Genomic DNA, 16,940 nt, shown 5'->3' with positions numbered 1-16,940 from the left:
ATGTCCCTCTGCCACTGACTCATATGATACGTCGGTCGTCGTTGGTGTAAGCTCAATTAGTGTGATAGCTTGCTCTCTATCCCACTATGAATACATTCGAAACCCGTTATTTTCTGCCTCTTTCGGGGCTATTTCGTCAGTTCTGAAAACTGTGGCCGGCGAGCCAACCCTACTCAGACTGTTGAGGTAATTTGTCGTCTTGCGATTATTTCTCCGATACACGTTGCGGAACTGTTTTAGGGTTTCCAGAGCCAAACACACGTAGAATGAGCGAACTGGAGGAAGAATACCGCCTCGAGTACTTCGAGGAGGAAGGCTTCGAGCGAAAGGCGTGCTCGGAGTGTGGCGCGCACTTCTGGACGCGCGATCACGACCGGGAGACCTGCGGGGAGCCTCCGTGTGCCGAGTACGACTTCATCGAGAACCCCGGCTTCGACCGGGAGTACACCCTCGAGGAGATGCGCGAGGCGTTCCTTTCCTTTTTCGAGGAGAACGACCACGAGCGTATCGAGCCGTATCCGGTCGCGGCGAACCGCTGGCGCGACGACGTCCTGTTGACTCAGGCGTCTATCTACGACTTCCAGCCGCTGGTCACGAGCGGCCAGACGCCGCCGCCGGCGAATCCGTTGACGATATCTCAGCCCTGTATCCGGATGCAGGACATCGACAACGTCGGGAAGACGGGTCGCCATACCATGGCCTTCGAGATGATGGCCCACCACGCGTTTAACGCGCGCGAAGATATCGACGACCCCGACCAGTACGCCTACCAGGGCGAGGTGTACTGGAAGGACCAGACGGTCCAATACTGCGACGAACTGCTCGAGTCGATGGGTGCGGACATCGAGGACGTCACCTACATCGAGGATCCCTGGGTCGGCGGGGGCAACGCCGGGCCCGCGATCGAGGTCATCTATCGGGGACTCGAATTGGCGACGCTGGTCTTCATGTGCATGGAGCAAGACCCCGACGGCGAGTACGAGCTCAAAGACGGGAACCGCTACTCCTACATGGACACCTACGTAGTCGATACGGGCTACGGCCTCGAGCGCTGGACCTGGATGAGCCAGGGAACGCCGACCGTCTATCAGGCGATCTACCCCGAGATGATCGACTTTCTCACGGAGAACGCGGGTCTCGAACACACCGAACGCGAGGAGGAGATAATCTCCCGCGCGTCGCGCCTTTCGGGTCAACTCGATATCGACGACGTGGACGACGTCGAGGCAGCACGAGACGACATCGCGGACACACTCGACATTCCGACCGAGGAGCTTCGAGACCTCCTAGAGCCCCTCGAGTCCATCTACGCCATCGCGGATCACTGCCGAACGCTCGCGTACATGCTCGGCGACGGCATCGTCCCCTCGAACGTCGGGACGGGCTATCTCACGCGGATGGTGCTCCGCCGGACGAAGCGGCTCTGTGACACCGTCGGCGTCGACGCGCCGCTGGACGAACTCGTCGACATGCAGGCCGAACGCCTCGAGTACGAGAATCGCGATACGATCCGGGATATCGTCCGCACGGAAGTCGAGAAATACCGCGAGACGCTCGAGCGCGGCGGCCGCCGGGTCGAGACCCTCGCCGAGGAGTACGCGGAGAAAGGCGAGCCGATCCCGACCGACGAACTCATCGAACTCTACGATTCCCACGGCATTCAGCCCGACATGGTCGAGGAGATCGCCGAGGAAGCCGGAGCCGAGGTCGACGTGCCGGACGACTTCTACAGCCTCGTCGCGGACCGCCACGACACCGCCGAGGCGCTCGAGGAGAGAGACGATAACGAGGACGCCCGATTCGGGGATCTCCCGGAGACGGAGAAACTCTACTACGACGACCAGCAACGGACGCAGTTCGAGGCCGTCGTACTGGACGTCTTCGAGCGCGAGGAGGGGTACGACGTCGTGCTCGATCAGACGATGTTCTATCCCGAGGGCGGCGGCCAACCGGCCGATACGGGGACGATCTCGACCGAGGACGCCACCGTCGAGGTGCGAGACGTGCAGGTCGAAGACGGCGTCATCTTTCACCGGACCGACGAGCGGCCCGGCAAAGGCGAGTTCGTCAACGGCCAGGTAGACGGTCCTCGTCGCCGACAGCTCATGCGCCAGCACACGGCGACCCACATCGTCGTCCACGCCGCCAGAGAGGTACTCGGCGAGCACATCCGCCAGGCGGGTGCCCAGAAGGGCGTCGAGTCCTCCCGAATCGACGTTCGTCACTACGACCGAATCGGCCGCGAGGAGGTCAAACGGATCGAACACCTCGCGAACGAGATGGTGATGGACAACCTTTCGGTCACCCAGGAGTGGCCCCACCGGAACGAGGCCGAGGCCGAACACGGTTTCGACCTCTACCAGGGCGGCATTCCGCCGGGAACGAACATCCGTCTGATTCAGGTCGGCGAAGACATTCAGGCCTGCGGCGGAACACACGTCTCTCGGACCGGTGATATCGGGACGATAAAGGTTCTCAACACCGAGCGCGTCCAAGACGGCGTCGAGCGACTCGTCTTCGCCGCTGGAGAGGCGGCGATCGATTCGACGCAGGACAAAGAGGATGCGCTCTACGAAGCGGCCGAAACGCTCGACGTGACGCCACAGAACGTTCCCGAGACCGCAGCGCGGTTCTTCACGGAGTGGAAAGAGCGCGGGAAACAGATCGAGGACTTAACGGAGCAGTTAGCCGCGGCCCGCGCCGGCGGCGGTGGCGGCGGCGAGGAAGTCGAAATCGGCGAGACGACGGCGGTCGTCCAGCGCATCGACGCGGATATGGACGAACTCCGCGCGACAGCAAACGCCCTCGTCGAGGACGGGACGGTCGCCGTCCTCGGATCGGGCCAAAGCGGTGCGCAGTTCGTCGTCGCCGTTCCCGACGACACCGAGGTCAACGCCGGCGACGTCGTCGGCGAACTCGCGAGCAAGGTCGGCGGCGGCGGCGGCGGTCCGCCGGACTTCGCACAAGGTGGCGGCCCTAACGAAGAAGACCTCGACGACGCACTCGAGGACGCGCCGGATATCCTTCGGCAAGTGCTGAACGCCTGAGCGGGCGTTTCGAGTTTTTTGTCGCGTTATTCGTTTAGATTGAGTAGGTCCGTCGCGGCTTTCTGTACGCCCTTAGCGTGCGCTTCGGGCGTGTAGACGCCGAGTCGCCACTGGGCGCGCTGGGCCGCCTGCAGTCCCTGGACCAGCGGCGACTGCTCGTGGAGTCGGCGAACGTCGCCGTTGACGACCACGCGCGAGTGCGTTTCGGGCATGCTCGGCCGACCGGGACAGTCGATGACGACGGTGCCGCCCTCGAGACCCAGGGCATCCTCGAGGTCGGCCTCGAGTCCCCTCCGTTCCTCGTGGTCGGTCTCGAGCACCCAGTCGGGGACCTCCTCGAGTTCTACCCAGACGGCTCGTTTGTACAGTCTGCGTTCGGCGAGCCGTGCGGCAAGCGGTGCGGTCGTCTCGTACTCCCGGAGCGCCGCCAGTAGCTGGGCGTCGGTCATGCGGGCGAACTCCTCGATGCCGAGGTCGGTGCCGTCCAGTAGCTGTTCGCTCGCTCGTTCGAGCATCGAACCGGCGATCCGAGAGACGTGGTGGCGGTAGACGGTCGCGTTCATCAGCGCGCGGGCGACGAGCAGGCTCTCGGCGGTGGCGACGTTGCCCTCCGCGAGCGCCAGGTCGCCGTCGACGAACTGGAGGACGCGAACGAGTCGGCCGGGGTCGACGGTCCCGTAGGGAACGCCCGTGTGGTGGGCGTCGCGCACGAGGTAGTCCATCCGGTCGACATCGAGGTCGCTCGAGACGAGTTGGCCGAGTTTCCCCTCGCCGGCGATCAAGTCAGCGACCGTTCCGGTGTCGAGGCCGTGGGACTCGAGTACGGTTGCGAGTTCACCGTCGGCAAGCAGGTGGTCGATGTCGTCGTGGTGGCGACCGAGTCGGCGCTCGATGATCCGCTCGGTCTGGTGGCCGTAGGGGCCGTGACCGACGTCGTGGAGCAGGGCGGCCGCGCGGACCGCCTCCGCTCGAGCGCCGGTGATCTCGAGGTGGGAGAGCGCCTGCTGTGCGAGGTGGTAGACCCCGAGGCTGTGTTCGAACCGAGTGTGGCTCGCGGAGGGGTAGACGAGCCGAATCGTCGAGAGCTGTTTGACGTGTCGGAGTCGCTGCATCGCCGTCGTGTCCAGGAGATCGCGGGCGACGCCGTCGACTTCGATGTAGTCGTGGACGGCGTCTTTGATCGCGTTCATACTCGTTCTTTCTGCGGACGTGTCAAAACCGATACGGTGTCGCGTTCGATTCGTCCGGCAGGGATACCCCACGTCGTATGACAGGTTACCGTCCACTTGTTGGTGAACGATACCCGGTACTTTACCCGCGTGGGCGACAATCACACAGTAGATGGAAACGGAGTACGGATTGGTAGACAGCGAGGCCGTCGAGACACCGGGTAACGAGTGGGAGGAGATCGACGTTTCGGAGACCGAAGCGGATCGAATCGCGCGCAAACGCGACCGCGAGTTCGAGCAGTTCGAAGAACGGATCAAAGACGCCGATCAGTTCAAGGTCGAACAGTCGGTGTTCGACGACGCGACGTTCGCGGCTCTGTACAAACTCGTCCAGGACGGCCACGTCGAGGCGTTCGGCGGCCCGCTCTCGACCGGCAAGGAGGCGAACGTCTACCACGCGCTGGGGGGCGACCGCGAAGTTGCAGTGAAGATCTACCGCATCAACTCCTCGAACTTCCGACAGATGCGGGACTACCTCGAGGGCGACCCGCGCTTCGAGGGTCTTGGCGGGAAGAAAAAGGACGTCGTGCTCGCGTGGGTCAAAAAGGAGTACGCGAACCTGATGCGGGCCCAGAAGGCGGGTGTCAGAGTTCCGGATCCGATCGCGACCGAACGGAACGTCCTCGTGATGGAGTACATCGGCGACGAGGACGGCCGTGCCAAGCGACTGGGGGAGGTCGAGATCGAGAACCCCCAGACTGCGTACGAAGTGGTTCGAGAGTACATGCGCCGGCTCTATTCGGCGGGGTTGATCCACGGCGACCTGAGCGAGTACAATATCATCTTCGACGAGGGACAACTCGTGTTCATCGACCTCGGACAGGCGGTTACCATCCACCATCCGAACAGCCAGACCTTTCTGGAACGCGACTGCCGAAACATTGCGAACTACTTCTCCCGAGAAGGGTTCGAGGTCACCGAGGACGAGGTCCTCGAGTTCGTGACCGATCCGGAACCCGATCCCTCGCGGGACTAATTTCGCTTTCGCAGGAACTCGGACGGATAATCAACGCACCGTTCTCATCTGTTCACTCTTCGTTTGATCGTTCGTCCCGCCAGGTTTCGTAGCCGTAGCCGACGAGGGCGGAGAGCCCGAAACTCCCCGCAAGGAACGGTGCCCAGTAGACCCAGAACTCATAGCGCGGGGCGATGAGGTTGCCGATAGAGGTCCCGATCACGAAGATGAGATAGCCCGGAAGCGCGAGCGGCGACATCCACTCTGATCGAAACCATCCAAGCGCGAACGGGACCACGAGAAGCGCGTACGTCGCGAGCGTCGCGGGACTCCCGAGAACCCGTCGGATCGAAGGCCGAGAGATGTTCATGATCTCCCCTCCGTCTCGAGCAGGCCGTGTAACTCGAGGACTTTCGCGGCCCCGAACCGAGTGTGGCGGTTCATCGCGTCCTCGTCGAGTACGAACGAGGTCGACTCGAGCAGGTAACTCGTCGAGCCGAGCTCTCGGTTGGCGGCCTGAAAGAGCAACGGGCCGTTGATATCGGTCGGACTCGAGCGGAACCGATGGAGCGGCATGTACCAGGGGACCACCGCGTCGTTGAGCGCGTTCGCGAGCGTGGGGCCCTGAGCATCCGGCGAGTGAAAGACGATCTGCCCGACGTACTGGTGGTGGACGCCGTAGATGCCGAGCGACCGGTGGAGGTCGAGGACGACGTCGGGATCGTATGACTCGACGGCGCTCCAGATGCCGCGCGCGAGTTCGCTCTGTGGGTCGTCTCCCGGCGGAAAGTGCCGGTTCAGATCGCCGTCGATCCCCTCACGTTCCCCGTTTTCGACGGCGACGCGATCCGTTTCCGGGACGACGACGAGCGTGCCCGCGTCCGGGTGCCAGTCGGTTATCTCGCGAGCGACCTCGATCCCGTTTTGCTCGTCGCCGTGAACGCCGCCGAAAACCATCGCCGTCGGGCCGCTTTCGGGTGCGTCGATCTCGTACAGCGTGGTCTCGTGGACCGTCTCCTCGAGGATCGACTCCGAGCGCCGATCGGTGTCGCTCGAGGCGTCGGCTCGTCGTGCTGCCGCGACCGGGCCACCGCCAGAACCCGGCCGGGTGAGGGCGCCAGTGGCGATCGAACCGACGATGACACAGCCTGCGGCGAGGGCGCTTCGTCGCTTCATCGTTTGGGGTCTCTCCGTTCCGCGTTATGCACCTTACTATCGAGAGATAGAGTCCGAAATAATTGACACGATACGGCGGACGGCCGAGCGAAGAGTAGCCGGAAACAGAACATCGTGTTCGACGATATATTCGAGCGGCGTGACCAAGAGCATTCCCCGAAAGCCTTTTTCTGGTGCCAACGAAAGGTCAGCCAATGAGAGTCGCTCTCGCTTGGCGCTGGGACGTGCCCTCGAGAGCGGACAGTCCTGTCGTCTCGGCCGACGCGGCCTAACCCGTCCCCGGGGCGACACTCGCTCCCTCCGTTCGTTCCGTTTTCACTTCGCCTCGAGCCACAGCCGAACCCACACCACAGCTACTCTAATAAACGAATGACGAATACGACCGACACGACCGACGAACGTACCGATTCAGGATCAAACGGCGAACGGACTCACTCACAATCGACCGAACGCGACGACCGAACCGACGCAGAATTCACCGAACACGACGAACGCGCTGTCGCAGAATCGACCGAGCATGACGAGTTCACCGTCACGCCCTACGCCGTCGAGGGCGAGATCGACTACGAGAAACTCCTCGAGCGCTTCGGAGCCGATCCGTTGACCGAAGACCAGGTTGCCCGATTCCCGGACCATCCGCTGCTTCGACGCCGAACGTTCTACGCCGGCCGAGACGTCGATCGATACCTCGAGGCGGTCGAATCGGGCGGACCGCACTCGATCATCACGGGGAGGGGGCCGTCGGGACCGATGCACCTCGGCCACGTCCTCCCGCTGTATCTCGCGAAGCGGTTCCAGCGGGAGACGGGTGCGACGGTCTACATCCCGCTTTCGGACGACGAGAAGTTCCTCGCGAAAGAGCAGTCGTTCGACGAAATCGGCGAGCACACCCGCGCGAACCTCCGTGACGTTCTTGCCGTCGGTTTCGATCCCGATCGGACGAGAATCATCGTGGATACCGCCGAGGCCGACGTGGTCTATCCGATCGCGGTTCGACTCGCCAAACACCTCACGCCGGCGACCGTCGAGGCCGTCTACGGCGAGCAAGAGACCGTCGGCCTGCAGTTTTATCCCGCCGTGCAGGCGACGCACCTTCTGCTCCCCCAACTCGTCGCGGGACGCCAGCCGACGCTCGTCCCTATCGCGATCGATCAGGATCCACACGTCCGCGTCTGTCGCGACGTGGCGGCGAAGGAAGCGCTGCCCGTCGACAAACCGGGCGCGTTGCTCGGACGCTTCCTCCCGAGCCTCGAGGGGCCGGGGAAGATGAGTTCCTCCGGCGACGCGCCGTCGATCGAGCTCACGGCCGACGCCGAAACTGTCGCCGAGACGATCCGTGAACACGCCTACACCGGCGGCCGGCCGACGCTCGAGGAACACCGCGAGAAGGGGGGCGATCCGACCGTCGACGTGCCGTTCCAGTACCTGCGATTCTTCTTCGAAGAAGACGACGACGAACTCGAGCGCATCGCCGCCGATTATCGCGCGGGAGACTTGCTGAGCGGAGAGTTGAAAGAGATCGCGATCGAGCGAATTACCGACTTTCTGGCCGCCCACCAACGCCGACGCTCGGAACTGGGCTCGCTTTCTACCGAACTCGAGCCGTATCGGCTCACAGGGGCAGAGCGAACGCGGGCGCTCGAGGCGGCCGGCGTTCCGCACTTCCCCTAGATCTCGGCTTGAGTCGGCTTCGAGCTATCTTGAGTCGTTTCCACGACCCGCTACTGGTAGGTGACAGTCACGGCGAAGAACGTGGAACGACCGTGCAACCAATACTCTTAGCCGTGTTCATTCGGGCATCATCAGCGTGTGTTCGTCGTTCGACTGTATGTGAACGGACGCCTCGTCGATCCGTTGCTCGTGGTGGTCTTCCATCTGATCCATCGCGTAGCACGCCGTGCTCGAGGCGGCCCAGCCCGACGCGACCACCTTGGTGGAGACCGGGATGCCGTCCTCCATCGACGCGGCGGTCAGGATCGGGAAGACGACTCGGTTCGTGAACTCGCAGGCGGGGCCGCTCCGTCCGACGGTCTCCGAATACTGGTAGCCCTCCTCCGCTTGGCACTGCCAGTCGCGCTCACCACAGGTCTCGTTCCCCGAACACTGCCAGTCGCGTTCACCGCAGGTGTCCCGTGCGGTGGTGGTTCCAACAAACGTGAGCGATGCTACGCCCGCACCGAGCGATGTTAGCATGCGTCGCCGTTTCATTGCAGTACAATATATCTCGCCCTAGAATATAATTTTTACCTGTGTCTGTTGATGCGAGAAAACACCGTTGTGGAGTACATGTGGCCCTTACGGAACGGTGTTCGGTTCTGGCGGAACCATGGACGCCTTGATGGTACGATATCCGCCCGGAGGAACGAAGGAACCACGGAAACGTGACGAGTACACTCTCGATCGTCACAAAACAGCAGACACCTCGAAACAAGGGGTTGACCATTCCCGAATCGATTTGTTCCTTGCTCTCCCGTGATCAGGTATGCACGTCGGGATCATCGCGGATACGCACGACAACGTTCCGGCAATCGAACGAGCGACCGACCTATTCAGCGAGGAGGGCGTCGAAATCGTGGTCCACTGCGGCGATTTCGTCGCCCCGCTCGTCCCCCCGTACTTCTCGGAGTTCGAACTCCACGGCGTCCTCGGAAACAACGACGGCGACGCCGCCAACTTACAGTCGGCCTTCGACTCCTTGGGCGACGAGAGCGAACTTCACGGTAGATTCGCCTCCCTCGAGTTCGACGGCCTCTCGATGGCGGTGCTCCACGGAGAGTCGCTCGAGGAAGTTCGTGCCGTCGCCGAGGGCGAGAGCTACGATTACGTTTGCTACGGCCACCATCACGCTCGAGAACACTCGGAAGAGGGTCGAACGACGGTGATAAACCCCGGCGCTCACTTCCCGCCGACGCCCGACGACGACCGGACGGTGGCGATTCTGGATACTCGCTCGGAGTCGGTTCGGTTTCGGTCCGTGCTCGAGTAGTCCGATACTGGATCGCCCTCGAGCCGCCAAGCGGTCGAGGTATCTGTGCGTTCGCACAGGCAAGTGAAACTAGTAAGGGCGTCTTCGAAGTAGCCGTCGGCGATGACAGCGCGCTCATCGAAACGACTCGATCCGGTCGCGCTCGGATTCGCGGTCGCATCGCTCTGGTCGATCACCGTCGCGGGCCTCGGACTCACGTCTCAGGTCGGCTACGGTCAACGCTGGCGCACGCTTCTGGCCGAAATCTACCCCGGCTTCGAGCCGGACGAAGGCGGCCTCGGTGCCGGAATCGTCTGGGGGAGCCTCGACGGGCTGTTCGTGGGAGTGGTGCTCGGTTGGCTTTACAACCTGTTCCGGCGCTGACTCGTCGAACTGGCGGTCGTCGAAGAGACCGAAACCTCACTCGAGGCGCTCGAGCACCGTCTCCCGAAGCCCCTCCGGCGTCTCGACGATCGCGTCGGCGGGCGAGAGATCGAGGCCCGTGTGGGCGTCGATCCGGTAGGCGACGGTGATCGTTCCGGCTCGAGTCGCCGACCGGACGCCGTTTTCGGAGTCCTCGACGGCGACGCAGTGCTCGGGCTCGTGTTCGACTTCGTCCGCTGCCTGCTCGAAGATGTAGGGATGCGGTTTGCCGGGCCCCTCGATATCCTCGCCGCTGACGATTTCGTCGAATCGCCCCTCGAGATCGAACCGTTCGAAGACGATTTCGATCCAGTCGTGGGGAGAAGAGGTAACCAACGCGACGGTCGCGCCGCGGTCGTGAAGCTCGTCGAGGTGGTCGTGAAAGCCCGGCAGGAGCGAGACGTGTTCGTTGTAGATCTCCCGGGCCGTCTCGGCGAAGATGTCGACGAACCGCTCTCGAGAAATCGCGGTCTTGTAGTTCGACTCGAGGTACTCGTAGGTTTCCCGGTAGTTCATCCCCGAGACCTCGGCGACCGGCACCTCCTCGTCGGGAACGGTCGTCGGAAGAATGTGTTCTCGCTGTCGTTCGACCCAGTAATCCTCCGAATCGATAATAACGCCGTCCATATCGAAGAGTACAGCAGCCATTAGTCGTCTCGCAGTTCGCTCGCCGAACGGATAGCCGTTGTCCCGCTATTCGGTACCGTTGTCGTCGATCACGGCGCTCCGATACGCAACGGTAGTACGCAACCGGTTCGTTCAGTCATTAGGATAGACAGTCAATGACGGGAAGTACGTCTCGTAAAACCCATCATCGAAGCTGAGTAACGCGTCTCCGTCAACAGTCGCGTGTCCACCGATGACAAAGTCTGCAGCGATATGTTGTCGGGGTGTGAGATACTCACTACATGCTTCACAACGGACGGTCTGTTTCGTCCCGCACGATGGACATTGAAGTCCTTCCGGTCGTCGCATCGTGTACTGCTGAAATTGCTCGCCCGCGCGAAATAACGCCTCTTGTGACGGTTCAACGAGTTGAATACTAACGTCCGCAAGAAATTGGTCGAGTTCCGGTGGGGCATGGAAATGGCCATCTGCTGCGAGTTCAGCGTACACGATCGGCGAGATAACGACCCGTCCATCTTGATACGCGCGCCGAAGTTCCTTCTCGCTTCTATCTGCGTGTTCGTCTTCGTACAAAAGTGCGAGGAGGACGTTCGTATCGACCGCCGTGATCACGGATCTGCCTCCGGTTCCTCGTCCGCTTCATCGCCAACGTCACGCGGGTACTCCCCGCGAAGCCGGCGCATCCGATCCGGCATCGTCTCATCGCTTTCGGCGCTTCCTCTGTATTTTTCGAACGGATCTTCTCCGTTCGCCGCCGTCGGCGCTTTCTTTTGGATCTTGTAGCCAGAGTTGACCGCTTCGAAGGTAATCTCGTCACCTGGTTCGATACCAAGCGAATCCCGAATTTCCTTCGGAATGGTGACTTGCCCTTTGGTGGTAACGCGCGGCATATATTTACTATGGGGTAATACCTGATGAGTATTACGCCTGTTTTAATACCTCTCTCCCGGAGGCCGTGGTCAGTGGATGCTACGTTCGCACACGTAGCGTCGGGCAAACAAATTCAGCTATCGATGCACCGTCCCTTGTCGCTCGTGTTCCAGTACCTCGGCGGCCGAGTCGGCGACGTCTGCGCCGAACTCCCGCTCGAGGAGCCACAGCGCCAGATCGATCCCCGATGTCACGCCGCCTGCCGTCAGGATGTCGCCGTCGTCGACGACCCGCGAATCGACCGCGTCGGCGTACTCGGCGAGATCCTCGAGCGCGGTGTGGTGGGTCGTTGCGGGTCGATCCTCGAGAATCCCCGCGTCGGCGAGGATCATCGCGCCCGTACAGACGGAGGCGATCGTCGTTGCGCCAGCGTGCAGTTCGGCGACGGCCTCGGAAATGCGGGTTTCGCCGATCGCCCGCCGGACGCCCCCGTCTTCGCTCGACCAGCCGCCGCCGGGGACGACGAGCAGATCCGGTTCCCCGAGCACGCCGTCGGGTTCGACGCGCATTTCGTGGCTCGCCCGAACGCGATCCGTCGGCTCGAGCGTGACGAAGCTGGTCTCGAGGGATGCACCTGCTTGCCGGCCGTAATCGAACACCTCGTACGGGCCGACCGCGTCGAGTTCGTCGAACCCGTCGAAGAGGACGATCTCGATCGTGGTTGTGGTCATACGTTCCGTTCGCCCTCCCTCGCTGTCAGCGTTACCCTTTGAAACCCCTATAAACCGTTCGCTGAACGGTATTCGGGCATAGGTATATACTACTTCGTGTGGACGTTCCTGATGGGTTTTCCATGGTCACAGTTAGCAAGTTACAAACCATGTTCACCGACATGGTCACGGCCAGATATTACGAGGAGCGCCTTCAGGAGGAGTATCTCGAGGGGAAACAGCCGGCCTTCGACATCTCGGCCGGGCCGATCCCCGGCGAGTTACACCTCGCGGCGGGTCACGAGGCCTCCGCCGCGGGCGTCTGTCAGCACCTGCGGGACGACGACACGGTCACGGCTCCGCACCGACCTCACCACATCGCCATCGCCAAGGGGGTCGATCTGAACCGGATGACGGCGGAGATATTCGGTCGCGAGACGGGCCTCAGCAAGGGGAAAGGCGGGCACATGCACCTGTTCGATCCCGAAGTCAACTTCGCCTGTAGCGGCATCATCGCCGAGGGCTGTCCGCCGGCCGTTGGAGCCGGACTCGCCGCGAAGAAACGGAACGAAGACAGCGTCGCGGTCGCGTTCATCGGCGAGGGCGCGGTCAGTCAGGGAGCCTTTCTCGAGTCGCTGAACCTCGCCGCGGTCAAGAACCTGCCGGTGGTCTTCGTCGTCGAGGACAACGACTGGGCTATCAGCATGCCCAAGGATCGCGTGACGGACCTCGAGGACGCCTCCCAACGCGCCGGCGGGTTCGATATGTCCGGCATGCGCGTCGACTCCGACGATGCGACCGCCATCTACGACGCCGCCAAGGAGGCGGTCGGTCGGGCTCGAGACGGGAACGGACCGACGTTGCTCGAGGTGCAGGTCCACCGGCGGATGGGCCACTTCATGGGCGACCCCGAGAGCTACCGGCCGGAGGAGGATTCGGCGGCCGCCAAAAACCGCGATTCGATCGAACGACTCGCCTCGGAGTTGCGTGCGTCAGGTGTCGAGGACGAGGAACTCGAGAAGCTACGGGAGAACGCCCACGAGCGCGTCGACAGCGCGATCGAGTGGGCCAAAGAACAGCCACAACCCGATCCCGAAGACGCCTACGGGGACGTTTTTGTCGGCCCCGAATCTGGCGTGACGACGACCGAGCCGACCCACGAGCTTGCAGGCGATACTCGAGCGGGAGGTGAGGACTGATGGCACAGCAAGAACCCGCGCAGGCGATCGACCGCGAACTCACGATGAGTCGGGCGATGGTCGAGGCGATCGCCGACGAGATGCGAGCAGACGAGGAGGTCTTCTACATGGGCGAGGACGTCGCGGACTACGGCGGCATCTTCGATAGCACGCAGGGCCTTCTCGAGGAGTTCGGCCACGACCGAATCATGGACGTGCCGATCAGCGAGACAGCCTACATCGGTGCGGCCGTGGGGGCCGCACAGGCGGGTATGCGCCCGATAGCGGAGCTCATGTTCGCCGATTTCTTCGGCGTCGGAATGGATCAGATCTACAACCAGATGGCCAAGAACACGTACATGAGCGGGGCGAGTGTGAACGTCCCGATGGTGTTGACGACGGCCGTCGGCGGGACGTACAACGACGCCGCCCAGCACTCCCAAACCCTCTACGGCACCTTCGCGCACCTCCCAGGGATGAAAGTCGTCGTTCCCTCGACAGCCTACGACGCGAAGGGGCTGATGCACAACGCGATTCGCGACGACGACCCGGTCGTTTACATGTTTCACAAGCGGCTCATGGGAATCGGCTGGATGCCAGCACCCGACGGGCCGAAGACGCCCGTTCCCGAGGAGGAGTACACCATTCCCTTCGGGAGCGCCGACGTCAAACGCGAGGGCGAGGACGTCACCCTCGTCACGCTCGGATTGCACGTCCACCGGGCGATAGAGGCCGCCGAAGACCTCGCGGAGGACGGAATCGACGCCGAAGTCGTCGATCTCCGGACGCTCGTTCCCCTGGACACCGAGACGGTCCTCGAGTCGGTCGCAAAGACCGGCCGACTGGTCGTCGTCGACGAGGATTACCGCTCCTACGGCGTCACGAGCGAGATCGTTGCTCGCGTCGCGGAGGAAGATCTGGCGTCGCTCGAGGCCGTCTCCCGACTCGCGGTTCCGGACGTCCCGATTCCCTACGCACGGCCGCTCGAGAACGAGGTAATTCCGGCGACGGCGGATATCAAAGACGCCGTGAGATCCGTCGACTCCTGACCATGTCGGGAACCGATCACCTCGAGATCAACACGGCCGATGTCTGGCCCGAGGACGCAGACGAGGACGAAGGGGTCGTCACCAACTGGTTCACGAGCGAGGGGAGTCAGGTCGAGGAAGGCGACACGCTCTGTGAGATACAGGTCGAAAAGGTCAGCGTCGACGTTCCGGCACCCGCTGCGGGGACGGTCCACGAAATCGTCTGCGACGAGGATGACGAGTTCGAGCGCGGCGATACCTTGGCGGTGCTCGAGGTGACCTGATCGATCAGTGCCACGTTTACCATCCCACTTACACTATGACACCACCCACCGAAAACGGCGACTCGAGCGAAACCGATAGCTCGAACAACGATTCGGCGGACGAAACGCGCACCGTCCTCGAGGAACGCAAACTCACCGGCATGCGCCGAACGATCGCGAACCGACTCCAGGAGAGTTCGCAAAACGCGGCCCACGTGACGGCGAGTCGCGAGGTCGACGCTGAGGCGCTCTCGAGGGCGGCGACACAGGCCTCGGAGGCCGCCGATGTCGATGTGTCGGTGATCGACGTAATCCTCCGCGGGCTTTCGGAGACGCTCGCGGAACACCCCGAGTTCAACGCGACGCTCGAGGATGGCGTCCACAGACTCTACGAAACCCAAAACGTCGGGATCGCGGTCGATATTGACGCCGGACTCGTTGCGCCGGTTCTCGCCGGCCTCGAGTCGAAATCCCTTGAGGAAATCGCGCTCGAGCGACGCGAACTGACCGAGTCGGTACAGTCAGGCGACTACTCGATGTCGGATCTCCGCGGCGGGACCTTTACCGTGACCAACCTCGGCGTGCTGGGCGTCGACTCGTTCACGCCGATCATCAATCCGCCCGAGGTGGCGATCCTCGGGGTCAATCGCATTCGAGAACGCGCACGGCCGGACGAGGACGGCGGCGTGGAATTTCGCAAGCAGATCTCCTTCGATCTGAGCTTCGACCATCGGGTCGTCGACGGTGCGGATGCGGCGCGATTCCTCGAGACGTTGTGTGCGTCTGTGGAGAATGCGGAGCAATTCGTGGCGAATCCCCTCGAGGACTGACGTTCGATAGATTCACGCCGTCACAGCTGAGTTACCGCTCCTGGGGCCGAACGGGCTGATAACGAGATCATCGTATGGGAAGACGGGTCGTTTCGAATGCCCGTCGTCCTCGAAGCGGATCACGCCGAGCGCCTCGAGGGTCGTTAGCTCCTCGTGAACGTTCTTCTTGTCTCGATCGACGAGACGAGCCGTCTCTCGGATACTTGAGGGTGCTTCGTCTCGGATAGCTTCTAATAGCCCGTACGTCCGTTCGTTGAACGTCTCACCGAGAATCTTCACGTTCGGGAACGTTACCGTCGTCGGCTGTGTAATCGATTCTCCGCGTTTGAGCCCCTGAATCGCTTCGAGACCCTCTCCGTATGCATCCTCATCGTTCTCGACGGTGACCAGGAGTACGGACGTGTTGTCTGTCATCTGTCTTACCTCGTCGTTGATGGATCGAACGCCTGCTTCGGGATTTCCGACCAGAACCGCTCGTAGAGTTCCTCGATCCCCCGGAACTCGATTATCTCCGCTTCTGGATCCGGTGCAACGTGCAACTCGTGACCCTTTGTATCCTCGTGGGAATTATCGTACCTGCGGATGGTTCCATCTTCGAGCGTCTCGGGTGTGGCTGTCAGCGCGCCGTAGTGGAACGTATAGCGCTACCCTGACGGATATGCCGGATCTTCGGTCCGACGAACGAAGACGCGGACGACCGTCCTGTCCTCGTACACCGTCGCCTTCTCGTACCCGTCCAGATCGTCCGCAGTCGGACCCATCCTCGACCGTTGGTTGTGTAGCCAACGAGTTAAGACTGGCGGTGGCACCCCGTAGTTTATATACGAACCCGCGGCCAGACCGCCCATGATAGACGACGCAATCCGCGTGCTCGCGGGCGACTGCACCGTAATCACCGACGGAACGGCTCGAGAGGAGTACCGCGGCCGCGTGACGACCCTCGTCAAACCTGACAACACCGTTCTCGTCCACGATATCGACGGCTACCAGCCCGTCGCGTGGCTCACCCGCGCCGACAGCGTCTCGAGCGACCGCTCGGACGGCTTCACGCTCGTGGCGAAAAAGGATACCCAGACGCTCCGAATCGCGGCCCACGAACAGGACGGATTCGCCCACTATCCCGCCTCCGCGGCCGGGACGCCCGTCGGAAGCTGTCCCGACTGCGGCGGCGCGCTCGTCCGCTCGAGCGGCGTCAATTGCGTGGACTGTGGAAACCGCTACGGCGTTCCCTCGGACGCGACCATCCGCGAGGACACCTGCGACTGCGGGCTCCCGCGGATGCGCGTCGAACGCGGGTTGGCGTTCAACGTTTGTCTCGACCGCCAGTGTGAGTCCCTTGACGACGCAGTTAAGGAAGCCTTCGACCGCGAGTGGGATTGCCCCGAAGCGGACTGTGACGGAGACCTGCGGATTTTGAGACGCGGCGGCCTGCTCGCGGGTTGCGAGCACTACCCCGACTGCGACACCGGCTTTCGGGTTCCCTCGGGCGTGATCGACGGCGAGTGCCGGTGCGGTCTTCCAACCTTCGGCACCGCCAGCGGAACCCGGTGCCTCGACGCGACCTGCGAGGGGATGCCCGAGCACGCGACGAAAGCCGCCAGCAGCGATTAATACGCGGTGACTCCCATGCGGAGTGGCT

Annotated in this window: 19 protein-coding genes and 1 pseudogene; 10 read left to right on the top strand and 10 right to left on the bottom strand. The window is 62.5% G+C overall.

Annotation, left to right across the window (positions count from 1 at the left end; all coding sequences use genetic code 11):
* The first annotated feature begins 266 nt into the window (after positions 1-266).
* The gene (gene alaS, locus ACZ5C7_RS07550; protein ID WP_464375726.1) at positions 267-3,047 is read left to right on the top strand and encodes an alanine--tRNA ligase; all 2,781 of its coding nucleotides are present in this window, start codon (positions 267-269) and stop codon (positions 3,045-3,047) included.
* 26 nt (positions 3,048-3,073) lie between these two features.
* Here the strand turns inward: alaS and ACZ5C7_RS07545 are convergent, their stop codons facing one another.
* Positions 3,074-4,237: an HD domain-containing protein gene (locus ACZ5C7_RS07545; protein ID WP_464375725.1), complete on the bottom strand. Its 1,164-nt coding sequence runs from the start codon at positions 4,235-4,237 to the stop codon at positions 3,074-3,076.
* A 151-nt stretch (positions 4,238-4,388) separates the two neighbouring features.
* Between ACZ5C7_RS07545 and rio1 the strand changes: the two genes are divergently transcribed.
* Entirely contained in the window at positions 4,389-5,252 is an 864-nt protein-coding gene (gene rio1 / locus ACZ5C7_RS07540) for a serine/threonine-protein kinase Rio1 (RefSeq protein ID WP_464375724.1), read from the top strand.
* A gap of 52 nt (positions 5,253-5,304) precedes the next feature.
* Here the strand turns inward: rio1 and ACZ5C7_RS07535 are convergent, their stop codons facing one another.
* Both ACZ5C7_RS07535 and ACZ5C7_RS07530 read right to left on the bottom strand, forming a co-directional pair.
* Entirely contained in the window at positions 5,305-5,601 is a 297-nt protein-coding gene (locus tag ACZ5C7_RS07535) for a hypothetical protein (protein WP_464375723.1), read from the bottom strand.
* A complete protein-coding gene (locus ACZ5C7_RS07530) occupies positions 5,598-6,407 on the bottom strand; it encodes a succinylglutamate desuccinylase/aspartoacylase family protein (RefSeq protein ID WP_464375722.1) in 810 nt (269 codons plus the stop codon). Before ACZ5C7_RS07530 ends, ACZ5C7_RS07535 begins: the two co-directional genes overlap by 4 nt.
* Positions 6,408-6,776: 369 nt before the next feature.
* Here ACZ5C7_RS07530 and ACZ5C7_RS07525 point away from each other — a divergent pair, with 369 nt between their 5' ends.
* A complete protein-coding gene (locus tag ACZ5C7_RS07525; RefSeq protein WP_464375721.1) occupies positions 6,777-8,078 on the top strand; it encodes a tryptophan--tRNA ligase in 1,302 nt (433 codons plus the stop codon).
* 117 nt (positions 8,079-8,195) lie between these two features.
* On the opposite strand, the gene ACZ5C7_RS07520 is transcribed toward ACZ5C7_RS07525, so the two are convergent.
* Positions 8,196-8,615, bottom strand: coding sequence for a hypothetical protein (locus tag ACZ5C7_RS07520; RefSeq protein WP_464375720.1), 420 nt, complete (start codon positions 8,613-8,615; stop codon positions 8,196-8,198).
* A 274-nt stretch (positions 8,616-8,889) separates the two neighbouring features.
* Here ACZ5C7_RS07520 and ACZ5C7_RS07515 point away from each other — a divergent pair, with 274 nt between their 5' ends.
* Together ACZ5C7_RS07515 and ACZ5C7_RS07510 are read left to right on the top strand one after the other, a co-directional pair.
* Positions 8,890-9,393, top strand: a complete 504-nt coding sequence (locus ACZ5C7_RS07515) for a metallophosphoesterase (RefSeq protein ID WP_464375719.1) — start codon at positions 8,890-8,892, stop codon at positions 9,391-9,393.
* Positions 9,394-9,495: 102 nt separating this feature from the next.
* Positions 9,496-9,756: a bacteriophage holin gene (locus tag ACZ5C7_RS07510; protein WP_464375718.1), complete on the top strand. Its 261-nt coding sequence runs from the start codon at positions 9,496-9,498 to the stop codon at positions 9,754-9,756.
* 36 nt (positions 9,757-9,792) lie between these two features.
* Here ACZ5C7_RS07510 and ACZ5C7_RS07505 read toward each other — a convergent pair whose 3' ends face one another.
* The 4 genes from ACZ5C7_RS07505 to ACZ5C7_RS07490 form a co-directional block, all read right to left on the bottom strand.
* Positions 9,793-10,443: an HAD family hydrolase gene (locus ACZ5C7_RS07505; protein ID WP_464375717.1), complete on the bottom strand. Its 651-nt coding sequence runs from the start codon at positions 10,441-10,443 to the stop codon at positions 9,793-9,795.
* A gap of 111 nt (positions 10,444-10,554) precedes the next feature.
* Positions 10,555-11,034, bottom strand: coding sequence for a PIN domain-containing protein (locus ACZ5C7_RS07500; protein WP_464375716.1), 480 nt, complete (start codon positions 11,032-11,034; stop codon positions 10,555-10,557).
* Positions 11,031-11,312 carry an AbrB/MazE/SpoVT family DNA-binding domain-containing protein gene (locus tag ACZ5C7_RS07495; protein WP_464375715.1) on the bottom strand — a complete coding sequence of 94 codons (282 nt, stop codon included), beginning with the start codon at positions 11,310-11,312 and terminating at the stop codon, positions 11,031-11,033. The genes ACZ5C7_RS07500 and ACZ5C7_RS07495 overlap by 4 nt, the downstream gene beginning before the upstream one ends.
* A 117-nt stretch (positions 11,313-11,429) precedes the next feature.
* Positions 11,430-12,023 carry a DJ-1/PfpI family protein gene (locus ACZ5C7_RS07490; RefSeq protein WP_464375714.1) on the bottom strand — a complete coding sequence of 198 codons (594 nt, stop codon included), beginning with the start codon at positions 12,021-12,023 and terminating at the stop codon, positions 11,430-11,432.
* Between the two features lie 149 nt (positions 12,024-12,172).
* Here ACZ5C7_RS07490 and ACZ5C7_RS07485 point away from each other — a divergent pair, with 149 nt between their 5' ends.
* From ACZ5C7_RS07485 to ACZ5C7_RS07470, 4 genes are read left to right on the top strand one after another with little or no spacing between them, the layout of a single operon-like run.
* Complete coding sequence (locus tag ACZ5C7_RS07485; RefSeq protein WP_464378409.1) at positions 12,173-13,201, top strand: thiamine pyrophosphate-dependent dehydrogenase E1 component subunit alpha; 1,029 nt, start codon at positions 12,173-12,175, stop codon at positions 13,199-13,201.
* Positions 13,201-14,229, top strand: a complete 1,029-nt coding sequence (locus ACZ5C7_RS07480) for an alpha-ketoacid dehydrogenase subunit beta (RefSeq protein ID WP_464375713.1) — start codon at positions 13,201-13,203, stop codon at positions 14,227-14,229. Before ACZ5C7_RS07485 ends, ACZ5C7_RS07480 begins: the two co-directional genes overlap by 1 nt.
* Positions 14,230-14,231: 2 nt before the next feature.
* Positions 14,232-14,492 carry a lipoyl domain-containing protein gene (locus ACZ5C7_RS07475; RefSeq protein ID WP_464375712.1) on the top strand — a complete coding sequence of 87 codons (261 nt, stop codon included), beginning with the start codon at positions 14,232-14,234 and terminating at the stop codon, positions 14,490-14,492.
* Between the two features lie 35 nt (positions 14,493-14,527).
* Entirely contained in the window at positions 14,528-15,301 is a 774-nt protein-coding gene (locus tag ACZ5C7_RS07470; protein ID WP_464375711.1) for a 2-oxo acid dehydrogenase subunit E2, read from the top strand.
* 12 nt (positions 15,302-15,313) lie between these two features.
* Here the strand turns inward: ACZ5C7_RS07470 and ACZ5C7_RS07465 are convergent, their stop codons facing one another.
* The gene (locus tag ACZ5C7_RS07465; RefSeq protein ID WP_464375710.1) at positions 15,314-15,715 is read right to left on the bottom strand and encodes an HVO_A0114 family putative DNA-binding protein; all 402 of its coding nucleotides are present in this window, start codon (positions 15,713-15,715) and stop codon (positions 15,314-15,316) included.
* Positions 15,716-15,720: 5 nt separating this feature from the next.
* Positions 15,721-16,062, bottom strand: a pseudogene (locus ACZ5C7_RS07460) (toxin-antitoxin system TumE family protein).
* An 85-nt stretch (positions 16,063-16,147) separates the two neighbouring features.
* Between ACZ5C7_RS07460 and ACZ5C7_RS07455 the strand changes: the two are divergent.
* Positions 16,148-16,912, top strand: a complete 765-nt coding sequence (locus ACZ5C7_RS07455) for a DUF91 domain-containing protein (protein WP_464375709.1) — start codon at positions 16,148-16,150, stop codon at positions 16,910-16,912.
* Positions 16,913-16,940 lie beyond the last annotated feature (28 nt).

This window comes from Halostagnicola alkaliphila, assembly GCF_055379965.1.
This window is presented reverse-complemented; position numbering and strand designations above follow the sequence as displayed.

Bases quoted from the DNA above. Each gene is read 5' to 3' on its own strand.
- alaS (WP_464375726.1), top strand. From the start codon at position 267: ATGAGCGAACTGGAGGAAGAATACCGCCTCGAGTACTTCGAGGAGGAA.
- ACZ5C7_RS07545 (WP_464375725.1), bottom strand. From the start codon at position 4,237: ATGAACGCGATCAAAGACGCCGTCCACGACTACATCGAAGTCGACGGC.
- rio1 (WP_464375724.1), top strand. From the start codon at position 4,389: ATGGAAACGGAGTACGGATTGGTAGACAGCGAGGCCGTCGAGACACCG.
- ACZ5C7_RS07535 (WP_464375723.1), bottom strand. From the start codon at position 5,601: ATGAACATCTCTCGGCCTTCGATCCGACGGGTTCTCGGGAGTCCCGCG.
- ACZ5C7_RS07530 (WP_464375722.1), bottom strand. From the start codon at position 6,407: ATGAAGCGACGAAGCGCCCTCGCCGCAGGCTGTGTCATCGTCGGTTCG.
- ACZ5C7_RS07525 (WP_464375721.1), top strand. From the start codon at position 6,777: ATGACGAATACGACCGACACGACCGACGAACGTACCGATTCAGGATCA.
- ACZ5C7_RS07520 (WP_464375720.1), bottom strand. From the start codon at position 8,615: ATGAAACGGCGACGCATGCTAACATCGCTCGGTGCGGGCGTAGCATCG.
- ACZ5C7_RS07515 (WP_464375719.1), top strand. From the start codon at position 8,890: ATGCACGTCGGGATCATCGCGGATACGCACGACAACGTTCCGGCAATC.
- ACZ5C7_RS07510 (WP_464375718.1), top strand. From the start codon at position 9,496: ATGACAGCGCGCTCATCGAAACGACTCGATCCGGTCGCGCTCGGATTC.
- ACZ5C7_RS07505 (WP_464375717.1), bottom strand. From the start codon at position 10,443: ATGGCTGCTGTACTCTTCGATATGGACGGCGTTATTATCGATTCGGAG.
- ACZ5C7_RS07495 (WP_464375715.1), bottom strand. From the start codon at position 11,312: ATGCCGCGCGTTACCACCAAAGGGCAAGTCACCATTCCGAAGGAAATT.
- ACZ5C7_RS07490 (WP_464375714.1), bottom strand. From the start codon at position 12,023: ATGACCACAACCACGATCGAGATCGTCCTCTTCGACGGGTTCGACGAA.
- ACZ5C7_RS07485 (WP_464378409.1), top strand. From the start codon at position 12,173: ATGTTCACCGACATGGTCACGGCCAGATATTACGAGGAGCGCCTTCAG.
- ACZ5C7_RS07480 (WP_464375713.1), top strand. From the start codon at position 13,201: ATGGCACAGCAAGAACCCGCGCAGGCGATCGACCGCGAACTCACGATG.
- ACZ5C7_RS07475 (WP_464375712.1), top strand. From the start codon at position 14,232: ATGTCGGGAACCGATCACCTCGAGATCAACACGGCCGATGTCTGGCCC.
- ACZ5C7_RS07470 (WP_464375711.1), top strand. From the start codon at position 14,528: ATGACACCACCCACCGAAAACGGCGACTCGAGCGAAACCGATAGCTCG.
- ACZ5C7_RS07465 (WP_464375710.1), bottom strand. From the start codon at position 15,715: ATGACAGACAACACGTCCGTACTCCTGGTCACCGTCGAGAACGATGAG.
- ACZ5C7_RS07455 (WP_464375709.1), top strand. From the start codon at position 16,148: ATGATAGACGACGCAATCCGCGTGCTCGCGGGCGACTGCACCGTAATC.